Here is a 25,070-nt window from a genome sequence, read left to right on the forward strand (position 1 = left end):
ATTTTTACATGCAGCATCCAAAAGGTGGATTAAGGACTATTTCATAAAGTATACTTTTTGAAATAGTCCTTAGGCGTTTGTTTTGTGTACCAAAAGTACATCTTATTTATTTCTGACATATTTCAAATGGTGACTACATGTTTTGAAAGACAAACATAGAGTTATAAAATTCATAAAAATGTCGAATAAATCCTATTGAAATTTACATAACCTTGCAGTATACTAAATGTGAAAGCGGTAACATATTTCAGAAAATTGAGTCTTAAGGGTATTTATTTAGAATTTTACAATCGTTTTCCTGAAAGTGAGGATGGCTAAAATGACAGTGACAATAAGTGATATTGCGCAAAAGTCTAAAGTATCACATGCAACAGTGTCAAGAGTGTTAAACAATTCAGGTTATGTAAAAGATGAAACAAGAAAAAAAGTTCAAAAGGTAATAAAAGATCTAAATTATACACCTAGTGCTATAGCTAGAAGCCTATCCAAAAGTAAAACTAATACTATTGGAGTTATAGTTCCTGATATAAACAATTTGTTTTTTGGGGAGATTATTAAAGGTGTAACTGAAATTGCGGATGAACATAATCTAAATATAATTCTTTGTGATACTGATGAGAATAAAGATAAGGAACTAAAAGCTATTAATGTTCTTAAGCAGCAAAGGATTCAAGGACTCCTTATAACTCCAACGTTCTACAAAGATTCAGGTAATAGTGAAAACTTAAATGCTCTTAAAAGCTTAGAAATTCCAATAATTTTAATTGATGGGCATGTTGAGTATCTTGATTTTAGTGGAGTTTTTATAGATCATATAAAAGGGGCTGATGCTGGAACAACTACTTTAATAGAAGCAGGTCACACAAAAATTGCTATAATTACAGGAAATATGAATTCTAGACCTGCAAAAGAACGATTGCTAGGATATGAAAAAGCATTAGAAGCTAATAATATTCCTGTAGCAAAGGAATATATTTTTTATGGTGACTACAAATATGAAACTGCTTATGAAATCACAAAGCAAATATTGAAAATGGATAATAGACCTACTGCTATTTTTGTAAGTAGTAATACCATGATTTTGGGATGCATAAAAGCTTTTTATGAAGAAAAAATAGATGTACCGCGTGATATGGCGATTATTGGGTTTGATAAGCTTGATATGTTAAATATAATAGGGATGGACATTAGTTTTATTAATGGGCCATCTATTGAACTTGGCAGAATTGGTATGAGAATGTTATTAGAAAATTTAAATAGTAACAAGCCTACCGAAATTAAAAGAGTAACTATTTTGCCAGAGATTCTCTTAAAAGGATCAGAAAAGTATATAGGAAATAATTTTATAAAAAATAAAGGAGAAGATTAATATGAAAATAGAACAATATATAGACCATACACTATTAAAACAAGAAGCCTGCGAGGACCAAATTATAAAAGTTTGTTCTGAAGCTAAAGAATACGGATTTGCTTCAGTATGTGCTAATGCATATTACGCATCACTTGTAAGAAAAGAATTAGAAGGAAGTAACGTAAAAACTTGTATCGTTGTTGGTTTTCCACTGGGAGCTACAACAAAAGAAGTTAAAGCATTTGAAGCAAAACAAGCAATTGAAAATGGTGCGCAGGAAATAGATATGGTAGTTAATGTTGGTGCTATAAAATCAAACAAGTTTGATGTAGTAAAAGATGAAATTAAAGCAGTAGTTGGTGCTTGTAAAGGATACGCACTAGTAAAGGTAATAATAGAAACTTGTCTTTTAACAGATGCACAAAAAGTTAGGGTATGTCAAATAGCTAAAGAAGCTGGAGCGGACTTCGTAAAAACTTCAACAGGATTTTCAACAGGTGGAGCAACAATTCATGATGTAAAATTAATGAGAGAGACTGTAGGACCAGAAATGGGAGTTAAAGCGTCTGGAGCAGTAAGGACAGCTGAAGATGCAAAAGCTGTTATTGAAGCAGGCGCTAGTAGAGTAGGAGCTAGTAGTTCTATAGCAATAGTCCAGGGATTTAAATAGTCAAATTATAATTATTAAATTTGAAGACATATAAATATATTTAAAATGAATAATTAGGGGTGATTAGTATGAGAATGAATGATTTAATAATAAAAAAAAGAAATGGCAACGAACTTACTACAGAAGAAATTAATTTTTTTGTTGGCGGATATACAGATGGAACTATCCCGGATTATCAAGTTTCAGCATTGCTTATGGCTATATACTTTCAAAAAATGAATAAGAGAGAAACTAAAGATTTAACAATGGCAATGGTGAATAGTGGTGAAACTATTGATTTATCGTCTATTGAAGGTGTAAAGGTTGATAAGCATAGTACTGGTGGTGTAGGTGATACAACTACTTTAATTCTTGGGCCTATTGTTGCAGCAGCAGGCGTGCCAGTTGCTAAGATGTCAGGAAGAGGACTCGGACATACTGGTGGAACTATTGACAAGCTAGAATCTTTTGAAGGCTTCTCAGTTGCCATGTCAATTGAAAAGTTTATGCAAAATGTAAACAAAGCCAAAATTGCTATAGGTGGTCAAACTGCTGATTTAGCACCAGCAGACAAGAAAATATATGCACTTCGTGATGTTACCGGGACTGTTGATAATATGTCTTTAATTGCAGGAAGTATAATGAGTAAAAAAATAGCTTCTGGAGCAGATGCCATAGTACTCGATGTAAAAACAGGTAGTGGTGCATTTATGAAAAATGAGGATGATGCCTTTGAACTTGCAAGAGAGATGGTTGATATAGGAACTAATGTAGGTAGGAATACTATTGGTGTAATAACTGATATGGACCAACCATTAGGTTATGCAGTTGGTAATGCTTTAGAAGTAAAAGAAGCTATAGATACATTAAAAGGTGAAGGTCCAGAAGATCTTACAGAACTTTGTTTAACCTTAGGAGCACATATGCTTGTATTAGGAGGAAAAGCAACGGACGCGCAGCAGGCGAGAAAAGTGCTTGTGGATATTATAAAATCAGGAAAAGGTATCCAGAAATTAAGAGAACTTGTAGTATCACAAGGTGGAAATCCAGCTTACGTAGACGATCCATCTATATTCCCAGTGCCAGCTATTATAGAGCCCATTATATCAATCCATGAAGGCTATGTGAAAGGAATAAAAGCTGACGACATAGGAAAGGCTGCTTTAGTTTTAGGGGCTGGGCGTGAAACTAAAGAAAGCAAAATAGATTTATCAGTGGGAATTGTTCTTCATAAGAAAATCGGAGATTTTGTAAACAAGGGTGAGGCTATTGCAACTGTTTATGCAAGTAGTGTTGAAAAACAAAAATTATCTGTAAAAATGGTATTAGATGCGTATGAAATAGTACAAGAAAAAATAATAGCTAAGTCATTAATCAAAGGTATTGTTACGAAAGACGGTACGACAAGATTTTAACGACATTTCAGAGGGAAAGTCTCCCACATATATAAGTGGGAGTTACATACCCTAACAAATAGAAAACTTCAGTGGGAGTATAAATCTCCTTCTGAAGTCGTTAATATTGCAGCTCCGCAGGAGATGATTTAATAAAGTAAAGAATAGAGGGGGAATACCCTCTATTCTTTTTTCATTAGAAATTATATGATTTACATTATTTTAGCAGGCTGAGAAAGGTATATATTATGGAAAATGCATTTGAGCAAGCACCAGTAATATATACTTTTTTCTTTTTTTATTTGAGTTAAAGTGCAGTTTAGAGGTACAATGTATATAAGCTGGGGGGAGATATATGATGAATATTCTAATTGTAGAAGATGAACAGGATATTAGAGAATTGCTAGAGATTCATTTATCAAAAGAAGGATATCAAATATTCACAGCAGAAGATGGTATGCAAGCTTTAAATATATTTGAAAATAAAGATATAGATATTGCACTACTTGATGTTATGATTCCGAAAATTGATGGATTTAAGGTTTTAAAAAAGATTAGGGAAACTAGCGAAATACCGGTGATTTTTATTACTGCAAGAGAAGAAGAGTCGGATAAAATCCTTGGTCTTGGACTAGGGGCTGATGATTATGTATTAAAACCTTTTAGTCCCATTGAAATAATTGCACGAGTTAAGGCTCAGCTACGACGGTATTATAAATATTCTAATAAAACTTATAAAACTGGAATAATAATTGGAGAGTTGATGCTAGACAAGGAAAGTTGTATTATTTATAAAAACAATATAGAGATAGTTTTAAATCCAAAGGAATATAGGCTACTTGGGTTTATTTTAGAGAATCCAGGAAAGGTATACACCAAAAAACAGTTATATGAAATAGTTTGGGGTGATACATATTATGGAGATTCTAATACTATTATGGTGCATATAAGCCATATTAGAGAAAAAATTGAAGACGACCCTAAAAATCCTAAATATTTAAAAACAATAAGAGGTATAGGATATAAAATGGAGAAGAACCATGATTAATAGAAATAAATTAAAAAAGATAGCAACATATTTTAAAAGTAAGAAGATGGAAACTCAATTGTTTAAAAATTACATTTTATTTTTGGTTATTATAATTGCAATATTTATGCTAGCCATGGGTGCTTTATTTTTTTACATTTCTATTGATTATGTTGATCCATCAACGGATAAGGCTACAGCACAGTATATGATAAAACAAAATTATAAGGATATTAATGTAACGAATTTTATAAAACATAAGGGATATGTTGAAGTGCTTGATAAAAACCTAGTTATTGTGATGGAAAATGGAAGTAACCATAAAGCAGGATTTAAGTACTCACTAGATTATTATAATGATATGATTACTAATAATTTAAAAGATGGTTATTTTTATTCTAGTAAATATGGAGAAAATAAAGACTTTATTTTAATAACTGCTATGCCTGACAGTATTTTTGACGCATATACCTGGGGGCTTGAACATAAAGATCAAATAGAAGAAGCCGCTAAACCTAAAAACACAAGACATATTTTTTTAAATATATTTCCCTTTATAATATTTATATTTTTAATATCTACAATGGTACTTTATTCTAAACTCACATCAAGGATTTTTGTTAAACCATTAAAAAAACTATTACAAGGGGTTAATACTATAAAAAATGGAGAATATTCAGCGAGAGTTGAAATTAATTCTTTGAATGAAATAGGTCAACTAAAAGATGCTTTTAATCTAATGGCTGAAAAAATACAGCAAGAAAAGCTACTAAAGAAAAAAGCGGAACATAACAGGAAGAGGATGATTCTTGATATATCTCATGATTTAAAAAATCCATTAACAAGTATATTGGGGTATTCAGAATTCTTATTAGAAAATGAGGATATCTCATCAGAAGATAAAAATAAGTTATTAAAAGTTATTAATAATAATAGTAGACGAGCAAATGACTTAATTCAAGATCTTTTTGAATTTTCTCGTGTTGAAAGTACGGAATATAAATTAGATATAGGAAATCATGATGTAGGCGAGTTTTTAAGAGAACTTATTGCCGGGTATGTACCAATGATGGAGCAAAAAGGTGTTCAATATGAATTTGATATTACCGAAGATGAAGTTGAAATACCGTTTGATAGAAAAAATTTAGATAGAGCTATAAGTAACATTATACTAAATAGTATTAAATACAATGGTCCAGGGATTACTATTAGTATCAAGCTGTTAATAGATGATGGCACGGCTGTAATTATTATTGAAGATGATGGAGTAGGAATATCTAAGGAATTTGAAGGAGATATTTTTGAGCCTTTTGTTAGAGTAGACTCTACAAGAAACTCTAAAAATGGTGGTACAGGACTTGGACTTGCAATATCAAAGGCAATAATTGAAAAGCATGGAGGAAGTATATATTTAGGGCGCGATATAGATAAAGGTTGCAAATTTATAATTAAATTAAAGTAAAGGGGTACGGAGATAATGCATCGACGACTTCAGAAGGAGATTTATACTCCTTCTGAAGTTTTTTATTTGTTATAGTCCGTAACCCATCTTATAGAAGAGGAGGACTTTTATTCTAAAATATCGTTAAACTAATTTGTAATATTATATACTTTTTTGTATTAATGATAGCTTTTGTGATAAGATTATATAATTATACATACGAGGAGGAGATTTTTTGGATAGCTCAAAACAATTAGGAGAGGAAAATATAGGTAAATTGCTTATGAAGTTTTCAATTCCTGCCATTATAGGGATGCTAGTTAATGGTTTATATAATGTTGTAGATAGAATATTTATAGGAAGAGGAATAGGAAAACTTGCACTATCAGGAGTTACAGTTACATTTCCTATTGCTATTATGATTATGGCGTTTGCAATGCTTGTGGGAATTGGAAGTGCCGCACTTATATCTATTAAACTTGGACAACAAAAAAAAGAAGAGGCAGAACATATCTTAGGAAATGCCTTTACTCTTCTTATTATACTTTCAATTGTAGTAACTATTTTAGGGCTTATATTTTTAGAACCCCTGTTACTTAAAATTGGAGCGAGTAAAGATATATTGCCATATGCTAAGGAATACATAACAATAATACTTATAGGCGGAATGTTTCAAAGTGTAGGATTTGGACTGAATAATATAATAAGGTCTGAGGGTAACCCGCGAGCAGCTATGGTTACAATGTTGATTGGGGGAGTATTAAATACAATTTTAGATCCAATTTTCATTTTTGTTTTTCATATGGGAACTAGAGGTGCAGCTATTGCAACTATTCTTTCTCAGGCTGTAAGTATGATATGGGTATTATCCTATTTCTTTGGTGGGAATAGTGTGCTAAAAATACGCTATAAAAATTTAAAATTAGATGCTAAGGTTGTAAAAAGCATTTTTGCTATAGGTATGTCGCCATTTTCAATGCAACTTGCTGCAAGTATAGTGTCTATTATTTCTAATAGAAGTTTAGTTAAATATGGTGGGGACATGGCACTCGGAGCCATGGGAGTTATTATGAGTGTGGTGATGATGGTGTTGATGCCTACTTTTGGAATTAACCAAGGGTGTCAACCAATTATCGGATACAATTATGGATCAAAAAATTATGGACGAGTAAAACATGCCCTAAGATTAGCAATAATCGCAGCTACAACTATTACTACAACTGGGTTTATAATTATACAGGTATTTCCAAAACAAATTATAAGTTTGTTTAATAAGGATCCAGAACTAATAGTAATAGGTAGCCATGGCATTAGAATATACCTGTTTATGCTCCCTATAATAGGATTTCAAATAGTTAGTTCGAACTACTTCCAAGCTATAGGTAAAGCTAAAATATCCATATTTTTAGGATTAAGCAGACAAGTAATACTCCTCATACCATTACTATTTATTCTGCCAAGGTTCTTTGGATTAGATGGTGTATGGTTATCGGGACCTAGTTCAGATGCATTAGCTTCAATTATAACAGCCGTGTTTATTTTTGTAGAGATAAGACATTTAAATAAACTACATGATGAAGGCATGGATGTAATTACATAACAGGGTACGTTAAAATAAATAACAAATATTTTCATGCGCAAAACAAAGTATATATTACGTATAATGCATTGAAATTAGTAGTTCATAGCGAAATGAATGCATTAATAGTAATATATACTTTTTTATTTATTTTTTATTATCAATTTTATTGAGCTTTTTTTCTAGATTTTTTATTCGGGCTTCTATTTTTTTTAATGTCTTACAATAATCTAAAAGGGAGTCATCAATGTGATTATTAGTTTTAAAAATTGCGTACAGTTCTTTTCCTATATCTTTGTAGAGATCTTCCATACTGTTCTCTTCAGAATGAATTTTATATTTAAGTTTTGATATTTCAATAAAATATTCAGACTTGTTTGATATAATATCTAAACTATTGCTTATTGAATCTTTAATTTTGTCCAAATTGGGTGCGGAAGGCATAATATTCCTCCTTTTTATGGTGCAGTCTGAATTTAATGCATAGACTTAATAATATATTATTTAATATAATGTGTATTTGTGACTAAAAAACATGAAGATGTTACATATTTTATTTTAATTAAGTATAGCAATATCATGACTATGAGAATAGACTAAACTATACAAAGAACAACAGAAATAAGGTGATAAAATCAGAGTATTTCAATTAAAAAATAATAATGAACACCATATAGGTCAGGATATATTTAATATGGAAATTGAAGAATCAAAAAAAATTAATTGTATAATTATCAATAATCCAGTTCAAAGTGATTGTTTATGTATTATAAATCATCTAGTATGTAAATCCGAAGAAAATAAAAATATCGCACATTTAATCATTGCAAATGAGGATAAACAGTTAGAAAATATAACTAACTTTGGTAGTTTAAACATTGGATATGAATACAATATAGCGGAGGCTTACGGAAACTTAGAAATAGATACAGTAAATATTGAAAAAAATCGAGAGGTAGACATGCTAGATGAACATTTTCTAATAATACTTCCTGGAGGTAACATTCATATAAAATTAGAGAACCCTCAAGAAAAAATGATTTTGCAAATAAGTGTCGGTCATCAAGTTATTTAACTTTTTACAAGGCGCATCATCTAAAAAAATAACTAGGGAAGTTACTAGTTATTTTTTTAGATTACTAAATATACGGCTTATATATATAAATTAGTAAATAACATAAAATGTGATATAATTTATAATGAATACATAATAGAAGGAGAGATAAATATATGAATCCAATAGTAACAATTAATATGGAAAATGGAAAAGTAATAAAGGCTGAATTGTTCCCAGAAGTTGCACCTAACACGGTAAATAATTTTATAAGTCTTATAAACAAGGGATTTTATAACGGACTTACTTTTCATAGGGTAATTCCAGGATTTATGATTCAAGGTGGCTGCCCTGAGGGAACAGGTGTTGGTGGACCAGATTATTCAATAAAAGGTGAGTTTTCTTCTAATAAATTTAAAAATGATTTAAAGCATTCAGTTGGTGTTCTATCAATGGCTAGATCTAATGATTCAGATTCAGCAGGAAGCCAGTTTTTTGTTATGGTAGCTAATTCTTATCATTTAGATGGAAGTTATGCAGCTTTTGGAAAAGTAACTGAGGGTATGGAGCATGCTTTAGAAATAGCTAAGGTAGAAAGAGATTTTAGAGATATGCCACGTAAGGTGCAAAGGATAAAAAGCATGAGCGTTGATACTTTAGGAATTGAGTACGATCAGCCAGAAAAAATGTAATAAAAATATTAAATTGTAGGGGGTATATATTGTGGAGCTTATTAATGAAAAACTTATCCTTGCATATGGACTAAACGAGGATGAAGAAGAAAAACTTAATAGTTTACTATCAAAACAAAATATGTTACCTTGCAAAGTAATTGAGAAAAATATGGGCAATGTAACAATTAAAGAAGTATTAGAGAATATAGAAAGTGAAAAAAATAAAATCGAACTACCCCACGAAAAATTACTTTTATTTAATAGTTATAAAGATAAGGAACTGTATGATTTAATTGATAGTATAAGGCAAATTAAAAGCAGTAATACTATACTAGCCGCTGTAACACCAACATCTATAAACTGGACGGTTAATTATCTTATGCAACATCTAATTGAAGAAAGAGAAGCCTATAGAAAAATGGAATAAGGCATGTGGCACAAAATATAAATCTTCTGCAAGATAGCAGGAGATTTATATTTTACGGAAAATTATTCAACTGGAAAGGTGGAGAATTATGAGCAGAGTAGGAGATAGAATTAAAGAGGTAAGAGAATCAAAAGCGATAAGTCAAAAACAATTAGGTAAAAAAATCGGAGTTTCTGAAAATTTTATTAATGAAGTTGAAATGGGAAAAAAGATTATAAATGAGAAATTTTTAGAAAAAATCTCTAAAATCTTAGGGGAAGAAATTGAAGATACATCTGTATCATTTCAAGCCGCTGAGTATGTAGAAGAAAGAAAACCAAAGCTCGAAAGACCTAGCGTGGGAAAAGTAAACGAGGTATGGAATGATGCGTTTAGCTCAGTGTTAAAAGATGTTTCTATTTATAAATATGATTTAGCTAAAGCAATAGGTGTAAAACAAATGCCAATAATATCAAATAAAGTAGAAGGATATGCTCAAGATAAAGTATTGTTTTTAGAAATAGAGAATGACGATATGCTTGGGTTTAGAATTTGTAGTGGGGACATTGCTTTTGCTCATTTGACACATGAAATAGAAAATAATGCTATTTCGCTAGTGGATTACAATGGAGAAAGAGTGTTAAGACAAATAAAAAAATTAGATAGTAATAAAATATTGTTAATAAGCAATAGAGTTTCATTAAGAACTGATACAGTTAAACATAATGATATAAAGATAATTGCAAGGTTAGATAGAGTAGAGTTTAAGGTATAAAATATAGCTTTTATTAAGGAGGGAAGGAGGAGATAAAATGGAACAACTACAAAAGAAGGTAGCGCTACAAGAATGGAAGGATATTATTAAAAGAGGCCTACTGGGACTAAGTATACCATTAATAAGTATGACATATCCAATGTTAAATCAATATAGAGGAGATACTAACGACCTATTTACTTTTGTAGATAAGCTCATCCCCTTTAATAAATTTTTTATATTACCTTATATATCTTGGTATATATTTATAGCAATTTTTGCGACTATCCTATGTATAGTAGATAAAGGAAGGTATCTAAAGCTACTTATAACTTTAAATATAGGTATGATTACATGTTATATAATATATTATTTTTATCCAACCTGTGTTCCAAGGCCCATGATAACAGGAACGGATTTCTTCAGTAATTTGGTTTTAAGCTTATACATGGCTGATAATCCTTATAACTGTTTCCCAAGCATTCATGTTTTAAATTCAGTGTTAGTAGCTTTATATATTTATGAATCGGAAAAGGTTTGTAAATCTATTAAAATGATCTGTGTTACTGCAGCTGTTTTTATAATTCTATCTACTATGTTTATAAAGCAACATTATTTTGTAGATGTGCTTGCAGGCATAATATTCGCTTGTGTATTGTATTTTTCTTTTAAGAATATAAAGTTTGATTTTAATGACATTTCAGAAGGAAAGTCTCCCACTTCTATAGGGGGGAGTCCTATACTGTAATAAAGAAAGAACTTCAGTGGGAGTATAAATCTCCTTCTGAAGTCATTAATCCAGCTCCGCAGGAGATGATTCATAAAGATCAAAGCGCAACCTATATGGAATGATTATATGCTAAAAGGTCCCCATGATTAAAATCATGGGGACCTTTTAGCATTATACTCCGCTTAAATCAAAGTCAGGTACGAAAGTCGAAGATGAGCTTTCGCTTTCTTGAATAAAGCACTTGGTGATGCCTAGGTTTAAGCAGTACTCAATTAGAGCATCATAATGATTAGGGTTTACTTTCTTGTTTATTTCAGGATAATTAATTGCGACTTGCATAGGGGTATATTGATTCATTAAGCTGATATATACTGAATCATTAAAGGTGTTATATATAAAATCTATTATTTTCTTAGAATCAAATAATAAGCCTGGTAGCATAAGGTGCCTAATGATTACTCCCTTTTGAATTATACCATCAGCATCAAATTTGACTTCTCCTACTTGCGAAACCATTTCAGTAATAGCGGCAGAAGCTACAATAAAATAATTAGGCGCTTTTGAATATTTAATAGCATATTTATTGCTACAATATTTTAAGTCTGGTAAATAAACATCAATAAACCCTCGAAGCATTTTAATGGTATCTATATTTTCATAGCCACTTGAATTATAGAGAATAGGAATATTAAGGCCTTTATTTTTAGCAAGTTTCAAGGCTTCTATTATTTGGGGTACATAGTGAGTAGGGGTAACTAAATTTATATTAAGGGCCCCTCTTTCCTGCTGCTCCAAAAAAATTTCACTAAGGCGATAGATAGATACCGTTTTCCCAGCATCTTCATGGCTTATCTTATTATTCTGACAAAATACACATTTCAGATTACAATTGGAAAAGAATACAGTTCCAGAGCCATCTACGCCAGAAATACAGGGCTCTTCCCAGTGATGCAGGGAAGCTTTAGCTATTTTTACATCCTTAGAAGCTCTACAAAAGCCTAATTCTCCACCTAATCTATTAACAAAACATTTCCTAGGACATAAATTGCATTTTTTTAACAATTTCAAAAAATATGAACTATCTAATTCTCTAGTGCCTTTATTAATCATCTTTATCTCCTTGTTTTATAATTTAAATCTTTAGAATATATAAGAACTGTACAGCGCAATATATATAATGTCAATTCTGATTTTTAGAAGTTTTTCTATAAAATAGAATACATTGAATCAAAAAAATAAAACTTATTGCACCGAAGCCAGGATAAAGGACTTTAATTAAATTTTTAAAGCCAATTTGAGAAATAGGCAAAGATATAATAAGTATTAATATGACCGCTTTTTTATAAGAAATATTAAACTTTTTCTCAAGGGTCTTGCCTACGCTATATATATTAGAAACTTCAGTTGAAAACATTTCACAAAAAATTACACAAAGCAGAAGAATCTGCATTAGTGTGCCAAAACGGTTTGTAATATATAGAAGTGGAATTTCATATTTAAAAATTTGAGGAATGTTTAATAAAAGCATCACATTAACAAAATAGCATAATATGGTTAAAACTATAGCGCCTATTATAACTCCGGGAATAAGAATACGTTTATGCTTTATTTCTTGACTTATTGGGACTAGAACACCACTACAGGATAGCATGTTATAACTGGCATAGAGCACGGCTGAAAAAAACCATTGGACAGGGACAATTTGGGTTTTATAAGAGGGGATTTGTTTTATATAGGAAGCGCTCACTATATCTTTGTAGAATACTAAATACAATACAAATATAGTTACAATGATTGTAGTAAGAGCAGGTACTATAAAGGAATTTATTGTTATTAATCCTTTGGTATCTTTAAGTAAGGTATATAAAGAGATTACAGACATAAGTAAAATTCCTACCCATTTTGAAACACCAAAATATTGATGAAGAAGCGCACCACTTCCAGCTAATATTATGGAGGCTCCACTAATTAAGAAAAAACTTGTAAAAACATCGGTAATTACACCAAAAAAACCGGGGCTTATAAGGGTTATAAGCTCAGTATAGGAGCTTAATTTATGTTTTAGGCTAATAGAAATTATAATAGAACTTATTAAAATATAGATTAAACCACATATGAGGATTCCCCAGAAGCTCATATACCCATAAGTACTGAAAAATTGAGTTATTTCCTGACCGGAAGCAAGGCCTGCACCGACTATTGTTCCGATAAATACAGCTGAAATTTGAAACATTTGACCAATTGTTTTTTTCAAAAAATCTCCCCCACAAAATTATTAAATTAATAGTCATACTTAAATAAGATGCTTGTCTTTCTAAATATATGTGCATTGTTTAATAATAAATGATGATTTTAATAATAAATGATGATTTTATAAATTAAAAATTTATTTAGAGGGAAACTATAATTAGCATAATGAATTTGATTTTATAAATCCTAAGTATAAAAGTAATTATAATTTCCATAATTAAATTAAAATTGGATTAAAGGGAGTGAAAAATTGAAAAAAATTTTAAGTTGTTTATTAATAGCGTGTTGTATTTTGTCTTTTACATCATGTTCAAAAAAAGAGAATAAAGAAAAGCCAAAAGTTAATGCTTTTGAAATTAAAACTGCAACTAATGTAGTTGAGAGCTATATGAATTTTATAATGAAGGAAGATTATGAAAATGGTAAAAAACTATATAGTAAGGAATTATCTGAAAAAGTTTCTAATATGCCAATTAGTGATATGAAGATAAAAGGTTATAAAGTTACAGAAAGTAATGAAGTTGGTAGAAGTGGGGTTTTTAAGGTTAGAGTTACAAGAACATCGATGGATAGCTCTCAGTCATGCCTTGATGAATATTCTATCAGAATTATTAAAGATGGGGCTGAATATAAAATAAGCGAAATAACCAATACACCACAAAATGAAGCTTTTGTGGAGGACATGGGTATTAGATTTAGAGATAAAAAAAATGTAAAAACCAATTTAATTATTGATAAAGCGGGGTTTCCTAAATATGTATATTCGAAAGATGATGGAGCGCGATTATATAAAGTAGTGGTGCCTACAAAAGAATTCAGCTCTATAAATTTTAGTTATGAAGGAGATAAACTTGCAGTTAGTACTTATAACAAAAACTCATTTATTGGTATTGTTAACATTGATCAATCTCTAGCAGTTCAGGGAAGTGCTACAAATCCAACTGAGGAGTCCCCGCAAGGTGGAGGATCGGGTGAAGTAGCTAAGGAAAAACCAATTGGAAAGGAATTAATTTCAATAGATTTATTGCTTGATTGTAAAGTAGAATTTATGACCTTCTCCTTAGATGAAAAATTTTTGCTTGTACAGTATAATAAGGAAAAAACGGGCAAATATATTAGGGTTTATAATGTAGATAATGGAGATATGATTCCTGTTAATTTTGAAAAAGACTATCCTGTAGAAAAAGTTCAAATTGTATTTTCTTCTTTTGGTGAGGATACTATGACTTATGAAGTAATGCCTAAACCAAATGTTAACAGTTCGGAAGCAGATATAATTGGTAAATGGAAACTTGATTTAAAGACTTTTACCGTAGATAAATTATAAATAATGCACTGTTCACAGACTATAAGGTATAATTGATATAGGGTTTGAATCTTCAAATAACTAACTAGTCTTACGACTAGTTAGTTTATTTAAATGGTCTTTAAATAAAGAAAGGATGATATTAGTGCAGAAAATATGGAGTGACAAAAGATATCACAGTTTAAATTATTTTTTAAGGGACAAGTTCGGTAATAAGGTTTTTAAAATTGCTTTGGACGCTGGATTTTCTTGTCCAAATAGAGATGGGACTATTAGTAGTGGAGGGTGTTTGTTTTGTAGCGAAAGGGGCTCAGGAGATTTTGCTGGGAATAGGGATTTTTCTATTACAAAGCAATTTGAAGATATAAAGGTTATGATGAATAAAAAATGGAAAACAGGGAAATACATTGCTTATTTTCAGGCTTATACAAATACTTATGCAAATATCGATGTATTAAGAGAAAAATATGAGGAGGCAGTATCACAAGAAGGAGTGGTGGCTCTTGCTATAGCTACAAGGCCTGATTGTTTAGACGATGCGGTATTAGATCTTATAGAGGAATATTCTAATAGAGTATACACATGGGTAGAACTAGGGCTTCAAACTAGTAGTGATGAAAGCGCAAAAATTATTAATCGGGGATATAAATTAGTGAGATTTGAGGAGGCTCTAAGTGAGCTTAATAAGAGAAACATTGATGTGGTGGTGCATACCATTTTTGGACTTCCTGGAGAGAGTAGGGAGGACATGCTAAAAACCATAGACTACGTGGCACATAAAAATATAAAGGGTATAAAAATGCATCTACTTCATCTTATGGAAGATACCCCTATGGTTAGCCTTTACAAACAAGAAAAGCTGAAGTTTTTGCAGCAAGATGAGTATATAGATATAATTTGTACGTCAATTACTATGCTTCCACCTAATATGGTTATTCATAGATTAACAGGCGACGCACCAAGGGAGTTACTAATAGGCCCTATGTGGAGTTTGAAAAAATGGGAAGTTTTAAATGGAATAGATAACAGATTAAAGGAATTAGATTTATATCAAGGGAAAAATTTTAAGGATTAGGTTTTGACGACATTTCAGAAGGAAAGTCTCCCACTTTTATGAGTGGGAGTTACATACAATAACAAAGAGAAACTTCAGTGGGAGTATAAATCTCCTTCTGAAGTCGTCAATGTATCTTCTGTGAAGATGTTGCAGCACCGCAGGTGATAATTTAATAAAGGGTCAGTTGTGTCTTTCTACAAATTAACTTTACAATTTTTGTGTGTTTTGCAAATAGATAAATAGCTTTTAAAGGTTTAATATATATATATAGAAACATATAGGGGGGGTATATATTATGTCAAATTTATCATTAAGACACATATACAAGGTTTATACAGGGAATGTAACAGCGGTTAAAGATTTTAATCTTGAAATAGAAGATAAAGAATTTATAGTTTTTGTAGGACCATCTGGTTGTGGTAAATCAACAACTTTGAGAATGATAGCAGGTCTTGAAGAAATATCACAAGGGGAAATATATATTGGAGATAAATTAGTAAATGATGTGGCACCCAAAGATAGAGATATAGCAATGGTTTTCCAAAACTATGCATTGTACCCTCATATGACTGTATATGATAACATGGCATTTGGATTAAAATTAAGAAAAATGCCAAAGGATCAAATAAAACAAAAGGTTACTGATGTAGCTAAAACCCTTGATATAGAACATTTGCTTGATAGAAAACCAAAGGCATTGTCAGGTGGACAAAGGCAAAGAGTAGCGCTTGGACGAGCTATAGTAAGAAGTCCAAAGGTATTCTTAATGGACGAGCCACTATCGAATTTAGATGCTAAACTTAGAGTTCAAATGAGAACAGAAATAGCAAAACTCCATCATAAACTTCAAACAACTTTTGTATACGTAACGCATGATCAAACAGAAGCTATGACTATGGGGACAAGAATAGTTGTAATGAAAGATGGATTAGTGCAACAAGTAGATACTCCTCATAACATATATGAACATCCAGTTAATATGTTTGTTGCTGGGTTTATAGGAAGTCCTCAAATGAACTTTATGGAAGCTAAGGTTTTAGAAAAAGATGGTGAAGTTGTGCTTTCTTTCGATAATGAAACTATAATATTACCGAAGGATAAGGCAGAAGCTGTAAAAGAAAAAGACTATATAGGCAAAATTGTTATAATGGGAATTAGACCAGAAGATATTGATGACGGTATTGACTTTATTGAAAAAAATAAAAATTCAGTTATAGAAGCCAAAGTTGACGTTACGGAGCTTATGGGTGCGGAGACTAATATTTATTTGTCAAAAGGAAATACAAGTATTGTAGCTAGAGTAAATGGATCGTCCAAAGCTATAGTTGGAGAAAAAATTAAGATTGCTTTAGATACTAATAAAATTCATATATTTGATAAAGAAACGGAGAACACGATAATATAGGGGGAAACGTACTATGTACAATTTTACTGAATTCCTGAAGGATTTAAGTCACTCTTCAAACATACCATTTGATATAGTTACCGAAGATGGGATTGCTTTATATATTAGTGACTTAAATATTGAAAATTCAAATATAACTAACTTTACTATTATGCTTGGACGAGTTAAAGGCATAATAAGTTTAGAGAAGAAGTATGAAAATTGTACATTCTTACTTAAATATGTTATTGAAAATAAATATACCCAGCATTTTTTAACTAAAGAACAAGCAGTTATTGATATTTTAGAGAATAGAGAAATTTCTATTGATAATATTAATTACAATTTACCTTTTCTCAAAGATGGGTGTTATATCATATTAATAAGTTCAGATGGAAGTAATTATGAATCTCTCAACATAATAAAACAAATATATGATAAAGAACCAGTTGTAAGTTTAATATATAATGATAGTATTATTGTAATTGGTGACTTTGCTGAAATACAAGAACATACAGAAAGTATAAAGGAATCCATATCATCAGATTTGTATTGTAAATGTTATCTAAGTTATGGAGATAGAGCTTATGATATAAACGAGTTTAAAAAAGCTTATAATGATGCTGTTCAATGTATGCAGCTAGGGAAAAAATTTGATATAAAAGATCATATATTTAGTTATAATAAAATGTTGTTTGAGAAAATCGTCTATAACATAGACATAAAAATTAAGCAGGAACTTTTATATATGTTAAAAGACAAATTCGATGCTTTCGATGGTGAAATGATATCAACTATTGAGCAATTTGTAAATTGTGGTCTTAATATTAGTGATGCTGCTAGGAAACTATATGTTCATAGGAATACCCTGATCTATAGATTGGATAAGATTAAGAAAGAAACAAATTTTGATATTAGGAACTTTAAAGATGCATCTGTATTTCTTATAGCCTTTTTAATATGGAAAGAAAATAAGGAATAGGGCATGGGGAATTTTTTTCTTAGAGTATGCTATAACGAAAAGTATATATTACTGGAATGCGTTCACATCGCTAAGTACTTCTAAAATTTATTTTATTTGCATATGCTAAAAATAAAATAAATTGTGAATTACTAAGGCCTGTTCAAACGCATTCTGCGTAATATATACTTTCGTTAGCATTTTCTAAGAAAAAAGAGCTTATCTCAAAAAGAGCAAAAGCGCTGTAATTATAAGTTTTAAAAGAAAGATTAAATTATCATATAAAGACTTCAGAAGGAGATTTATACTCCACTGAAGTTTTCTTTTTTTTGCTATGGTAAATAGTGGTATAATGTTTGTAGCAGTTTGGTGGGAATAAAAGCTAATTATTTAAAAATAGTTTATTGAAGGGGGAGATTTTATGGACACAAATTTGACTAAAATTAAAAATGAAATATTAGCATTCTTATTAGCTACTTTTTCAATTACATTTGGTATGGGTCTAATAATGTTTTTTGTTTATAAACATATTGATGCGAGTGGTGTCCAAGCATTTGCTATAGTACAGATGCTTTATCCTGCGTTAGCGGCTATTGGGATAAGAATTTATTATGAAAAAAATAGTATTTCTAAGGGATTGATGGATTTCTTTACGTTCTATATTATTTTTAGTGTTTTATGTATCATTATTTTAGTTGTTGGAGTTTTTGCTTTTCCGGGACATGTATCAATTGTTATAAATACACTAGTAATTATAGCTAGTATATTTGCTTTTACTATAATAATGATTAACAAAGATAATCGTTTTGAAAAAATTAGTATGGTTTTTAAAAAGAACTTCAAGACTGTTATACTATTAGGTTTATTGTATATTGTACTTAAATTAATTATAGTTATGTTTGGTGGACTTGTTGATGGTAATTTATCTGAAATACTAAAAAAGACTATGATGCGTATTGCTTTACTTACTATTATTGTACCAATTGGTGTTGTTTCATCTTTTATAATATTTTTTGGAGAAGAACTGGGATGGAGAGAATACTTACAGCCAAAACTTCAAGTTTTATTTGGTAAAAAACTTGGCGTTATTATATTAGGATTTATATGGGGAATATGGCATTTACCACTTTGCTTTATGTTATATAGCCCATCAACCCCTATTTACTGTGTAATATCTCATATTTTCTATTGTATTCTTCTTGGTATTTTCCTTGGGTTTGTCTATATGAAAACTAGAAACATTTGGTCAGTTATAATTATTCATTTAATTAATAATAGTATGATTATTAATGAGAGTAGTGCCTATGACACAGTAATAACAGCAAAATATTTAGTATTAGGTTTAATATTTTGTGCTATTGTATTCCTACCATTTCTATTTACTAAAGAGTATAAGGGTAAGATGAGTGAGGGATAACGATTAAATCTAGGTATTCTAAAACATTAAGTTGATTAAGAGTAGGGGGGTAAAACATAAATGGATGTAATAAAAAAATTTTGCGTCATAAATAGCTTTACATATAATGGACGAGGTGGGAATGCCGCAGCTGTATTTATTCATCAAGGTGGGTTAGAAGATTATGTTATGCAAAATATTGCTCGTCAACTTAATTTAGTCGAAACGGTGTATATTACCGAAAGTGATGAAGATGGAATAGATTTTGATATTAGATATTTTACTCCAGATAATGAAGTCAAAATTGCAGGTCACCCTACGGTAGCTGCATTTATTGCACTTGAAAAAGCAGGAAAATTAAGTCCAATAATAAAAGAAAAATATTTAATCAAGACAAAAGATGGAATAAAAGAAGTTAATATTGAAGAGCAGTATAATGACATGGTTGTTAAATTGAAACAAGAAACTGTTGAATTTGGGCTAATTATTGAGGAAAAGTATAAAATAGCTAAAGTTTTAGGAATTAATGATGATGACATAATGGATAATTTACCACTACAATGTATAAATACTGGATTAGGCCACTTAGTTGTACCAATAAAATCTTTAGATGGATTAATGAATGTTAAAAGGAACATAAGTCAATTAAAAGATCTATGTAATTTTATTGGTGTAAGAGAGGTGCAAGTGTTTTGTTTTGAAACTAAAGATGACTCATTTAATATTCATACAAGAAATATATGTCCAAGAGAGGGGATTGAAGATGCGGCATGCGGCATTGGAAATGCAGCAGTGGGTGCGTATTTGTTAAAGAATCATTATACTGATAGAAGAAGTATATCAATAAAAGCTGAACAGGGATATATAGTAAAAGTTCCGTGCGCAATTGATATATATGCCTATAGAGAGAATGATGATATTATGGTGAGAGTTGGAGGTACAGGTAAAGTAATAATTAAAGGTGATTTTATTGTAAGTAATATCTAAGTTATTGAGATATTACTTATGATTATCAAGGCATATAATTTAATGGGAAATAATAGTGATATATTTATAGAGATTAACATATTGTTATCACGCCAACTCCGAACTATAAATGGAATGATTTGGGTGGGTTATATGAAAGTTTTTATAAACAATACAAGGGATATACTCTCAAAGAGTTATGCACTATGTTTATAAAGGCAGAACAGCAAATTATTGAAATGATTAACAGTTATACAGATGTCGAATTATTTCAGCAAAGCGAAAGAAAGTGGTCCTCATCAACTCCATATAATCGGTCAATGTGGAAATGGGTTCACATCAATACTGTTGCACCGTTCAAGTCCTTCAGAACAGAAATACGAAAGTGGAAAATATGTAAGGTGAACAAAAGATTATTCATATAATCTGTAATCAAGAAGGGAGAAATAAATATGTTACATACTTATTTACAAAATGGGATATTTGCATTTCATTATTCCATACGTATAGCATTAATTGTTTTCTGTGTATTTAATGGTATAAAATCCTTAGTTAAAAGAAAGCTTGAATTTAAACCACTTGGCATGTTATGCGAGTTCGCATGGATTCTTACAGTTCTTGTGATTTTGAACATCACTGGTATTATCGGTGGTAATTTCGGAACAACCTCAATATCTGATGGAAATGTACAGTTCAGTTTTGTCTTATTTGAAGAAGGATTATCTCCGGAAATTTTGTTAAATATAATACTATTTATCCCTTTTGGGTTCTTTTCAGCGATTGTTTTCAAAAAATTTAGGGATAAATGGATTTATGGAGTTTTAATAGGTCTCACATTCTCAGTAATGATCGAATTTCTCCAAACTTTTACTGGCCGTTTTGTGGAATTAGATGATGTACTAATGAATACAGTCGGAACATTCATAGGGTATGAAATATGGTTTTGGTTGTCAAAATTCAAGCAAAGACAAAAGAAATAAAAATGATTATCGTTGTGGAGACTATGCGTATAATCTTTAGTACGTAGGGTTCGTATTAGATGTCACAAATAATAAAGAGTTATGACGTTTTTATTTATAACGCACATAAATGAACTTTATACGGTTACTTAATCCTAAACTGTTATATAAAATAGTAATATGTACTATAATTATATTAGCGACACATAAGACAAAAAGAATTATTAGAGGAGGAAAAACATATGAAAATAGATATAATAATTTCTGCGGATGATATAAAAAAAGAGAAAATAGCAAATAAAACAGTGGTAGTAATAGATATGCTTAGGGCAACTAGTGTAATAACTACTGCGATGAACAACGGATGCAAAGGCGTAATTCCTGTTTTAACAGTTGACGCGGCAGCTGAGATTGTGAGAAATAGCAAAGAAGAGTTTATGCTTGGTGGAGAGAGGAACGCATTGAAAATAGAAGGATTTCACTATTCAAATTCTCCATTAGAATACACTAGAGACACTATAGAAGGCAAAACTCTTGTTATGACTACAACTAATGGTACTAAAGCTATAAAAGGCTGCGTGGGTGCAAGCAACATCTTAATAGGGGCAATGATTAATGCTAAGGCTACTGCAAATAGAATAGTATCTTTAAATAATGATGTAGTAATAGTCAATGCTGGAACTTACGGTGAATTTTCTATAGATGATTTTTTATGCAGTGGGTACATAATTGATTGTGTGTTAAAAGAAATAGAAGTAGAACTTTCGGATATTGCTGTAACTTCACATTATATTTATAAGAATAATGAAGATATTCATGGTTTTATAAAATATGCAAGTCATTATAAAAGGATCACACAGTTAGGATTAGAAGCAGATTTAGAATACTGTTGCAAAAAAGATATTATAGATATTGTTCCAGAATATAAGGATGGGATTATAGTTTAAGAAAATGTTATCAAGAATTTAGGGGGCAATTGGTTGGTGAAAAATAGTTATAAAATTGTGATTTTTAGTTTATTGGTAGTTATGTTAGTTGGATATATTCTAATCAATAAAATTACTGCTAAAAAAAATGAGCCATGTGAATCATCACAAGATAAACTAATTATATCTGCTTTTTCCATGGATAATAAAGGTAGTATATTATCGTTGGATGTTAAAAGTAAAATTGAGAAATATCTTATAACTGATAGACAGGTATGTATTACTGGTGATTTATATAAGGATAGTTCTAAAATAGTCTATGTAGATGCTTTAAATGATTATGATCCTTGGCAAATTTATTTGCATAATTTAAAGGATAATAAAAATTTCCAAGTTACAGATAATAAGTCTGGAAAAGCTCATCCCAGAGTTTCGGATGATAATTCAATATTTTTTTTAAATGCTCCTCATGGAATAGTTAAGGTTGCTAAAATAAAAATTGAAACAAAATCATATGACATAATTGACAATACTGATTCAGATAGAGAAGTAGATACTTTTAGCATTAAACATAATAATTTGCTTATATCAACCTGTTCGAATAGCTTAAGATTAAATAGTTGGAAAAAAAATGAAGGACAACTAAAACCATTGATTCATACTATTTTTAAAGTAAATTCAAATGGAAATAAATTAAGCAAAATTGCTACGATAAAAGCTTCACTAGTAGATTCGCTTTCATATAATTCTAATTATAAAAAGGTTCTTATCGGTGGTTCTGATATAAATGAAAATCCTGGGGTTGGTATATATGAGTTGTCTTTAGATACAGGGCATTTAACTACTATATTAACAGATAGCACTTTAGCGAATGATAACAATTCAATTGTAAGTAAAATTGCATATCCTGCTTTAGTAGAAATGTCCAAAGATGACAGCCTTGTATATTTTACTGGAGTGCCTAAAAATAGCAAAGAAGTAATGATAAGTGAAATACTCTGCTATCCAACGGCTATATTTAGTTATAATATAAATTCCAAAGAGTTAAAAAACATATTTAATCCTAAAGTTTCAAGTTTTATTTTTGATATGAATATTAAATATTAGTATGGATTTCTCCATAGTGACCTTGCACCAGGGTGCCTTGCACCAGGGTGCTTTGCAATAAGAAGAGCAGAAAAGATTAGAATTTCTTAATGAAATTTCATGTTTCAAGCTCATATTGCAAGCCACGCAGGAGAAAGTTCATAGGGCAAACTCTTATTTTTTTAAACTACTTGGAATATGTAGAATTTCAAGTAGTAGGATTCATCAGAATTCCATAGTATTGGATGGTCTGATGCTTGAGTTCTAAACTCAACTTGTCTAAGTGTTCTTTTAGCATCTAATGCTGCATCGGCTATTGTATCTCTAAATATATCAGGGTACATAAAATGAGAGCAAGAGCAAGTTACAAAATATCCGCCCGGTTTAACCAATTTAATACCACGTAGGTTAATTTCCTTATATCCGCGTGTTGCGCCGTCTATAGTAGAACGTGACTTTGAAAAGGCTGGGGGATCAAGTATTACTACGTCATATTGTCTTTTTTCTCTTGACCATTCTCTTAATACATCAAAGGCATTATGGCATTCAAATTTAACAGTACCTGAAAGTCCGTTAAGCTCTGCATTTTTTCTGCAACAATCTACTGCATATTCAGAAATATCTACTCCAAGTACACTTTTAGCCCCAGCTATACCTGCATTAAGCGCAAAGGAACCTGTGTGGGTAAAACAATCCAAAACATCAGCATCTTTGCATAATCTGTGGATAGCTGCTCTGTTTTCCTTTTGATCTAGGAAAAATCCGGTTTTTTGACCATTTGCAATATCTACATAATACTTAACTCCATTTTCAATAATTTCTATATCGGTATCGAAGGGTTCGGTTAAGAATCCTGTTGTTTTCTCCATTCCTTCAAGCTCGCGAACTCTAGCGTCACTTCTTTCATAGACACCCTTTGCACTGTATTCCTGCATTAGTAACTTAACAACTATATCTTTATATTTGTCGATTCCTAGTGCTAAAGATTGAATAACATAATAGTCTTCATACTTATCTATAATCATTCCAGGTACAAAATCTGCTTCTCCAAACAAGAATCTACAGCTAGAAGTATCTATAACGGTTTGTCTATATTTCCATGCAGCGGCAAGTTTTTTTCTGAAAAACTCTTCATCTATTTCTTCGTGAATATCTCTTGTCATTATTCTTATGGCAATTTTAGAAACGTCATTTATGAAACCTTTCCCTATAAACTCCTGTCTAAAATTGTACACCTCAATTATATCTCCATTTTCATATTCACCATCAAAGTTTTCGATTTCATTTGCATATATCCAAAGGTGTCCATTTTCTGAATTTCTGCCTTTACCTTTATATAAGTAAAATTTGCAAGCCATTTTAAATTCCTCCTGTGTTATTTAAGGAGACATAACAATTTATAATTATTATGTCTCTTATATTTTTTATAGTTAAAACAATCTTTAATAAAATATTAAGCTATTTATCTATAGTAGTATACCACACTGAATTAATTTGTAATATAAGATCCATAAAATTGTTTTGACATAAAGACAATTATAAATTACACTAGTATATGTGTCATTTTTCAATGCACACTCGAATTAAGCATATTTAGATAAAATTGGACGTATTTTCTTTGCATGGGAATCTATATACAACATCTAATTATTAAGAACAAATAGATATATAACTAGAAATAGTTTTAAAATTATAAATATATAAAATCATACTATAGTAA

General features: G+C 30.5%; 25 protein-coding genes. 21 read left to right on the top strand and 4 right to left on the bottom strand.

The genetic code is table 11. The features are described 5' to 3' along the window. Positions 1-319: 319 nt before the first annotated feature. From ACWJJ2_RS14525 to ACWJJ2_RS14550, 6 genes are all read left to right on the top strand, one after another. Positions 320-1,369: a LacI family DNA-binding transcriptional regulator gene (locus tag ACWJJ2_RS14525; protein ID WP_216302052.1), complete on the top strand. Its 1,050-nt coding sequence runs from the start codon at positions 320-322 to the stop codon at positions 1,367-1,369. A gap of 1 nt (position 1,370) precedes the next feature. Continuing rightward, positions 1,371-2,021: a deoxyribose-phosphate aldolase gene (gene deoC / locus ACWJJ2_RS14530; RefSeq protein ID WP_216302051.1), complete on the top strand. Its 651-nt coding sequence runs from the start codon at positions 1,371-1,373 to the stop codon at positions 2,019-2,021. A gap of 68 nt (positions 2,022-2,089) precedes the next feature. Then, a complete protein-coding gene (locus tag ACWJJ2_RS14535) occupies positions 2,090-3,415 on the top strand; it encodes a pyrimidine-nucleoside phosphorylase (protein WP_216302050.1) in 1,326 nt (441 codons plus the stop codon). A 337-nt stretch (positions 3,416-3,752) separates the two neighbouring features. Continuing rightward, the gene (locus ACWJJ2_RS14540) at positions 3,753-4,442 is read left to right on the top strand and encodes a response regulator transcription factor (protein WP_165412408.1); all 690 of its coding nucleotides are present in this window, start codon (positions 3,753-3,755) and stop codon (positions 4,440-4,442) included. Beyond that, entirely contained in the window at positions 4,435-5,883 is a 1,449-nt protein-coding gene (locus ACWJJ2_RS14545; RefSeq protein WP_216303764.1) for a HAMP domain-containing sensor histidine kinase, read from the top strand. Before ACWJJ2_RS14540 ends, ACWJJ2_RS14545 begins: the two co-directional genes overlap by 8 nt. Before the next feature lie 214 nt (positions 5,884-6,097). Further along, the gene (locus ACWJJ2_RS14550; protein WP_216303765.1) at positions 6,098-7,462 is read left to right on the top strand and encodes an MATE family efflux transporter; all 1,365 of its coding nucleotides are present in this window, start codon (positions 6,098-6,100) and stop codon (positions 7,460-7,462) included. A gap of 126 nt (positions 7,463-7,588) precedes the next feature. On the opposite strand, the gene ACWJJ2_RS14555 is transcribed toward ACWJJ2_RS14550, so the two are convergent. Continuing rightward, a complete protein-coding gene (locus tag ACWJJ2_RS14555) occupies positions 7,589-7,885 on the bottom strand; it encodes a zinc ribbon domain-containing protein (protein ID WP_165412371.1) in 297 nt (98 codons plus the stop codon). A 250-nt stretch (positions 7,886-8,135) separates the two neighbouring features. Between ACWJJ2_RS14555 and ACWJJ2_RS14560 the strand changes: the two genes are divergently transcribed. The 5 genes from ACWJJ2_RS14560 (at position 8,136) to ACWJJ2_RS14580 (ending at position 11,077) form a co-directional block, all read left to right on the top strand. Then, positions 8,136-8,516, top strand: coding sequence for a hypothetical protein (locus ACWJJ2_RS14560; protein WP_216303766.1), 381 nt, complete (start codon positions 8,136-8,138; stop codon positions 8,514-8,516). Between the two features lie 155 nt (positions 8,517-8,671). Then, positions 8,672-9,187 carry a peptidylprolyl isomerase gene (locus ACWJJ2_RS14565; protein ID WP_216303767.1) on the top strand — a complete coding sequence of 172 codons (516 nt, stop codon included), beginning with the start codon at positions 8,672-8,674 and terminating at the stop codon, positions 9,185-9,187. A gap of 31 nt (positions 9,188-9,218) precedes the next feature. Further along, complete coding sequence (locus ACWJJ2_RS14570) at positions 9,219-9,596, top strand: DUF3783 domain-containing protein (RefSeq protein WP_216303768.1); 378 nt, start codon at positions 9,219-9,221, stop codon at positions 9,594-9,596. An 88-nt stretch (positions 9,597-9,684) separates the two neighbouring features. Beyond that, the gene (locus ACWJJ2_RS14575; RefSeq protein WP_216303769.1) at positions 9,685-10,350 is read left to right on the top strand and encodes a S24 family peptidase; all 666 of its coding nucleotides are present in this window, start codon (positions 9,685-9,687) and stop codon (positions 10,348-10,350) included. Between the two features lie 37 nt (positions 10,351-10,387). Then, on the top strand, positions 10,388-11,077 hold the full coding sequence (locus tag ACWJJ2_RS14580) for a phosphatase PAP2 family protein (RefSeq protein WP_216303770.1): 690 nt from the start codon (positions 10,388-10,390) through the stop codon (positions 11,075-11,077). A 153-nt stretch (positions 11,078-11,230) separates the two neighbouring features. On the opposite strand, the gene ACWJJ2_RS14585 is transcribed toward ACWJJ2_RS14580, so the two are convergent. Together ACWJJ2_RS14585 and ACWJJ2_RS14590 are read right to left on the bottom strand one after the other, a co-directional pair. Beyond that, on the bottom strand, positions 11,231-12,169 hold the full coding sequence (locus tag ACWJJ2_RS14585) for a radical SAM protein (RefSeq protein ID WP_462953436.1): 939 nt from the start codon (positions 12,167-12,169) through the stop codon (positions 11,231-11,233). 70 nt (positions 12,170-12,239) lie between these two features. Beyond that, a complete protein-coding gene (locus tag ACWJJ2_RS14590) occupies positions 12,240-13,292 on the bottom strand; it encodes a YkvI family membrane protein (RefSeq protein WP_216303797.1) in 1,053 nt (350 codons plus the stop codon). A gap of 267 nt (positions 13,293-13,559) precedes the next feature. Between ACWJJ2_RS14590 and ACWJJ2_RS14595 the strand changes: the two genes are divergently transcribed. The 10 genes from ACWJJ2_RS14595 (at position 13,560) to ACWJJ2_RS14640 (ending at position 23,371) form a co-directional block, all read left to right on the top strand. Continuing rightward, positions 13,560-14,636 (top strand): hypothetical protein, encoded by a 1,077-nt coding sequence (locus ACWJJ2_RS14595; RefSeq protein ID WP_216303771.1) that lies wholly within the window; start codon positions 13,560-13,562, stop codon positions 14,634-14,636. 115 nt (positions 14,637-14,751) lie between these two features. Continuing rightward, complete coding sequence (gene mnmL, locus ACWJJ2_RS14600; protein ID WP_462953437.1) at positions 14,752-15,690, top strand: tRNA modification radical SAM protein MnmL/YtqA; 939 nt, start codon at positions 14,752-14,754, stop codon at positions 15,688-15,690. A gap of 277 nt (positions 15,691-15,967) precedes the next feature. Continuing rightward, positions 15,968-17,077: an ABC transporter ATP-binding protein gene (locus ACWJJ2_RS14605; protein ID WP_216303773.1), complete on the top strand. Its 1,110-nt coding sequence runs from the start codon at positions 15,968-15,970 to the stop codon at positions 17,075-17,077. 13 nt (positions 17,078-17,090) lie between these two features. Beyond that, positions 17,091-18,038, top strand: coding sequence for a PucR family transcriptional regulator (locus ACWJJ2_RS14610; RefSeq protein WP_216303774.1), 948 nt, complete (start codon positions 17,091-17,093; stop codon positions 18,036-18,038). A gap of 400 nt (positions 18,039-18,438) precedes the next feature. After that, complete coding sequence (locus ACWJJ2_RS14615) at positions 18,439-19,434, top strand: CPBP family intramembrane glutamic endopeptidase (protein ID WP_216303775.1); 996 nt, start codon at positions 18,439-18,441, stop codon at positions 19,432-19,434. A gap of 60 nt (positions 19,435-19,494) precedes the next feature. Continuing rightward, positions 19,495-20,400, top strand: coding sequence for a PhzF family phenazine biosynthesis protein (locus ACWJJ2_RS14620; protein WP_216303776.1), 906 nt, complete (start codon positions 19,495-19,497; stop codon positions 20,398-20,400). 119 nt (positions 20,401-20,519) lie between these two features. Further along, on the top strand, positions 20,520-20,804 hold the full coding sequence (locus ACWJJ2_RS14625) for a ClbS/DfsB family four-helix bundle protein (RefSeq protein WP_442781443.1): 285 nt from the start codon (positions 20,520-20,522) through the stop codon (positions 20,802-20,804). A gap of 27 nt (positions 20,805-20,831) precedes the next feature. Beyond that, positions 20,832-21,359 carry a VanZ family protein gene (locus ACWJJ2_RS14630; protein ID WP_462953438.1) on the top strand — a complete coding sequence of 176 codons (528 nt, stop codon included), beginning with the start codon at positions 20,832-20,834 and terminating at the stop codon, positions 21,357-21,359. A 221-nt stretch (positions 21,360-21,580) separates the two neighbouring features. After that, on the top strand, positions 21,581-22,285 hold the full coding sequence (locus ACWJJ2_RS14635; protein ID WP_220286273.1) for a 2-phosphosulfolactate phosphatase family protein: 705 nt from the start codon (positions 21,581-21,583) through the stop codon (positions 22,283-22,285). Positions 22,286-22,321: 36 nt separating this feature from the next. Continuing rightward, positions 22,322-23,371: a TolB-like translocation protein gene (locus tag ACWJJ2_RS14640; protein WP_462954346.1), complete on the top strand. Its 1,050-nt coding sequence runs from the start codon at positions 22,322-22,324 to the stop codon at positions 23,369-23,371. A gap of 161 nt (positions 23,372-23,532) precedes the next feature. On the opposite strand, the gene ACWJJ2_RS14645 is transcribed toward ACWJJ2_RS14640, so the two are convergent. Further along, complete coding sequence (locus ACWJJ2_RS14645; RefSeq protein ID WP_216303780.1) at positions 23,533-24,708, bottom strand: class I SAM-dependent rRNA methyltransferase; 1,176 nt, start codon at positions 24,706-24,708, stop codon at positions 23,533-23,535. Positions 24,709-25,070: the final 362 nt, after the last annotated feature.

Source organism: Clostridium sp. CM039 (assembly GCF_055081075.1).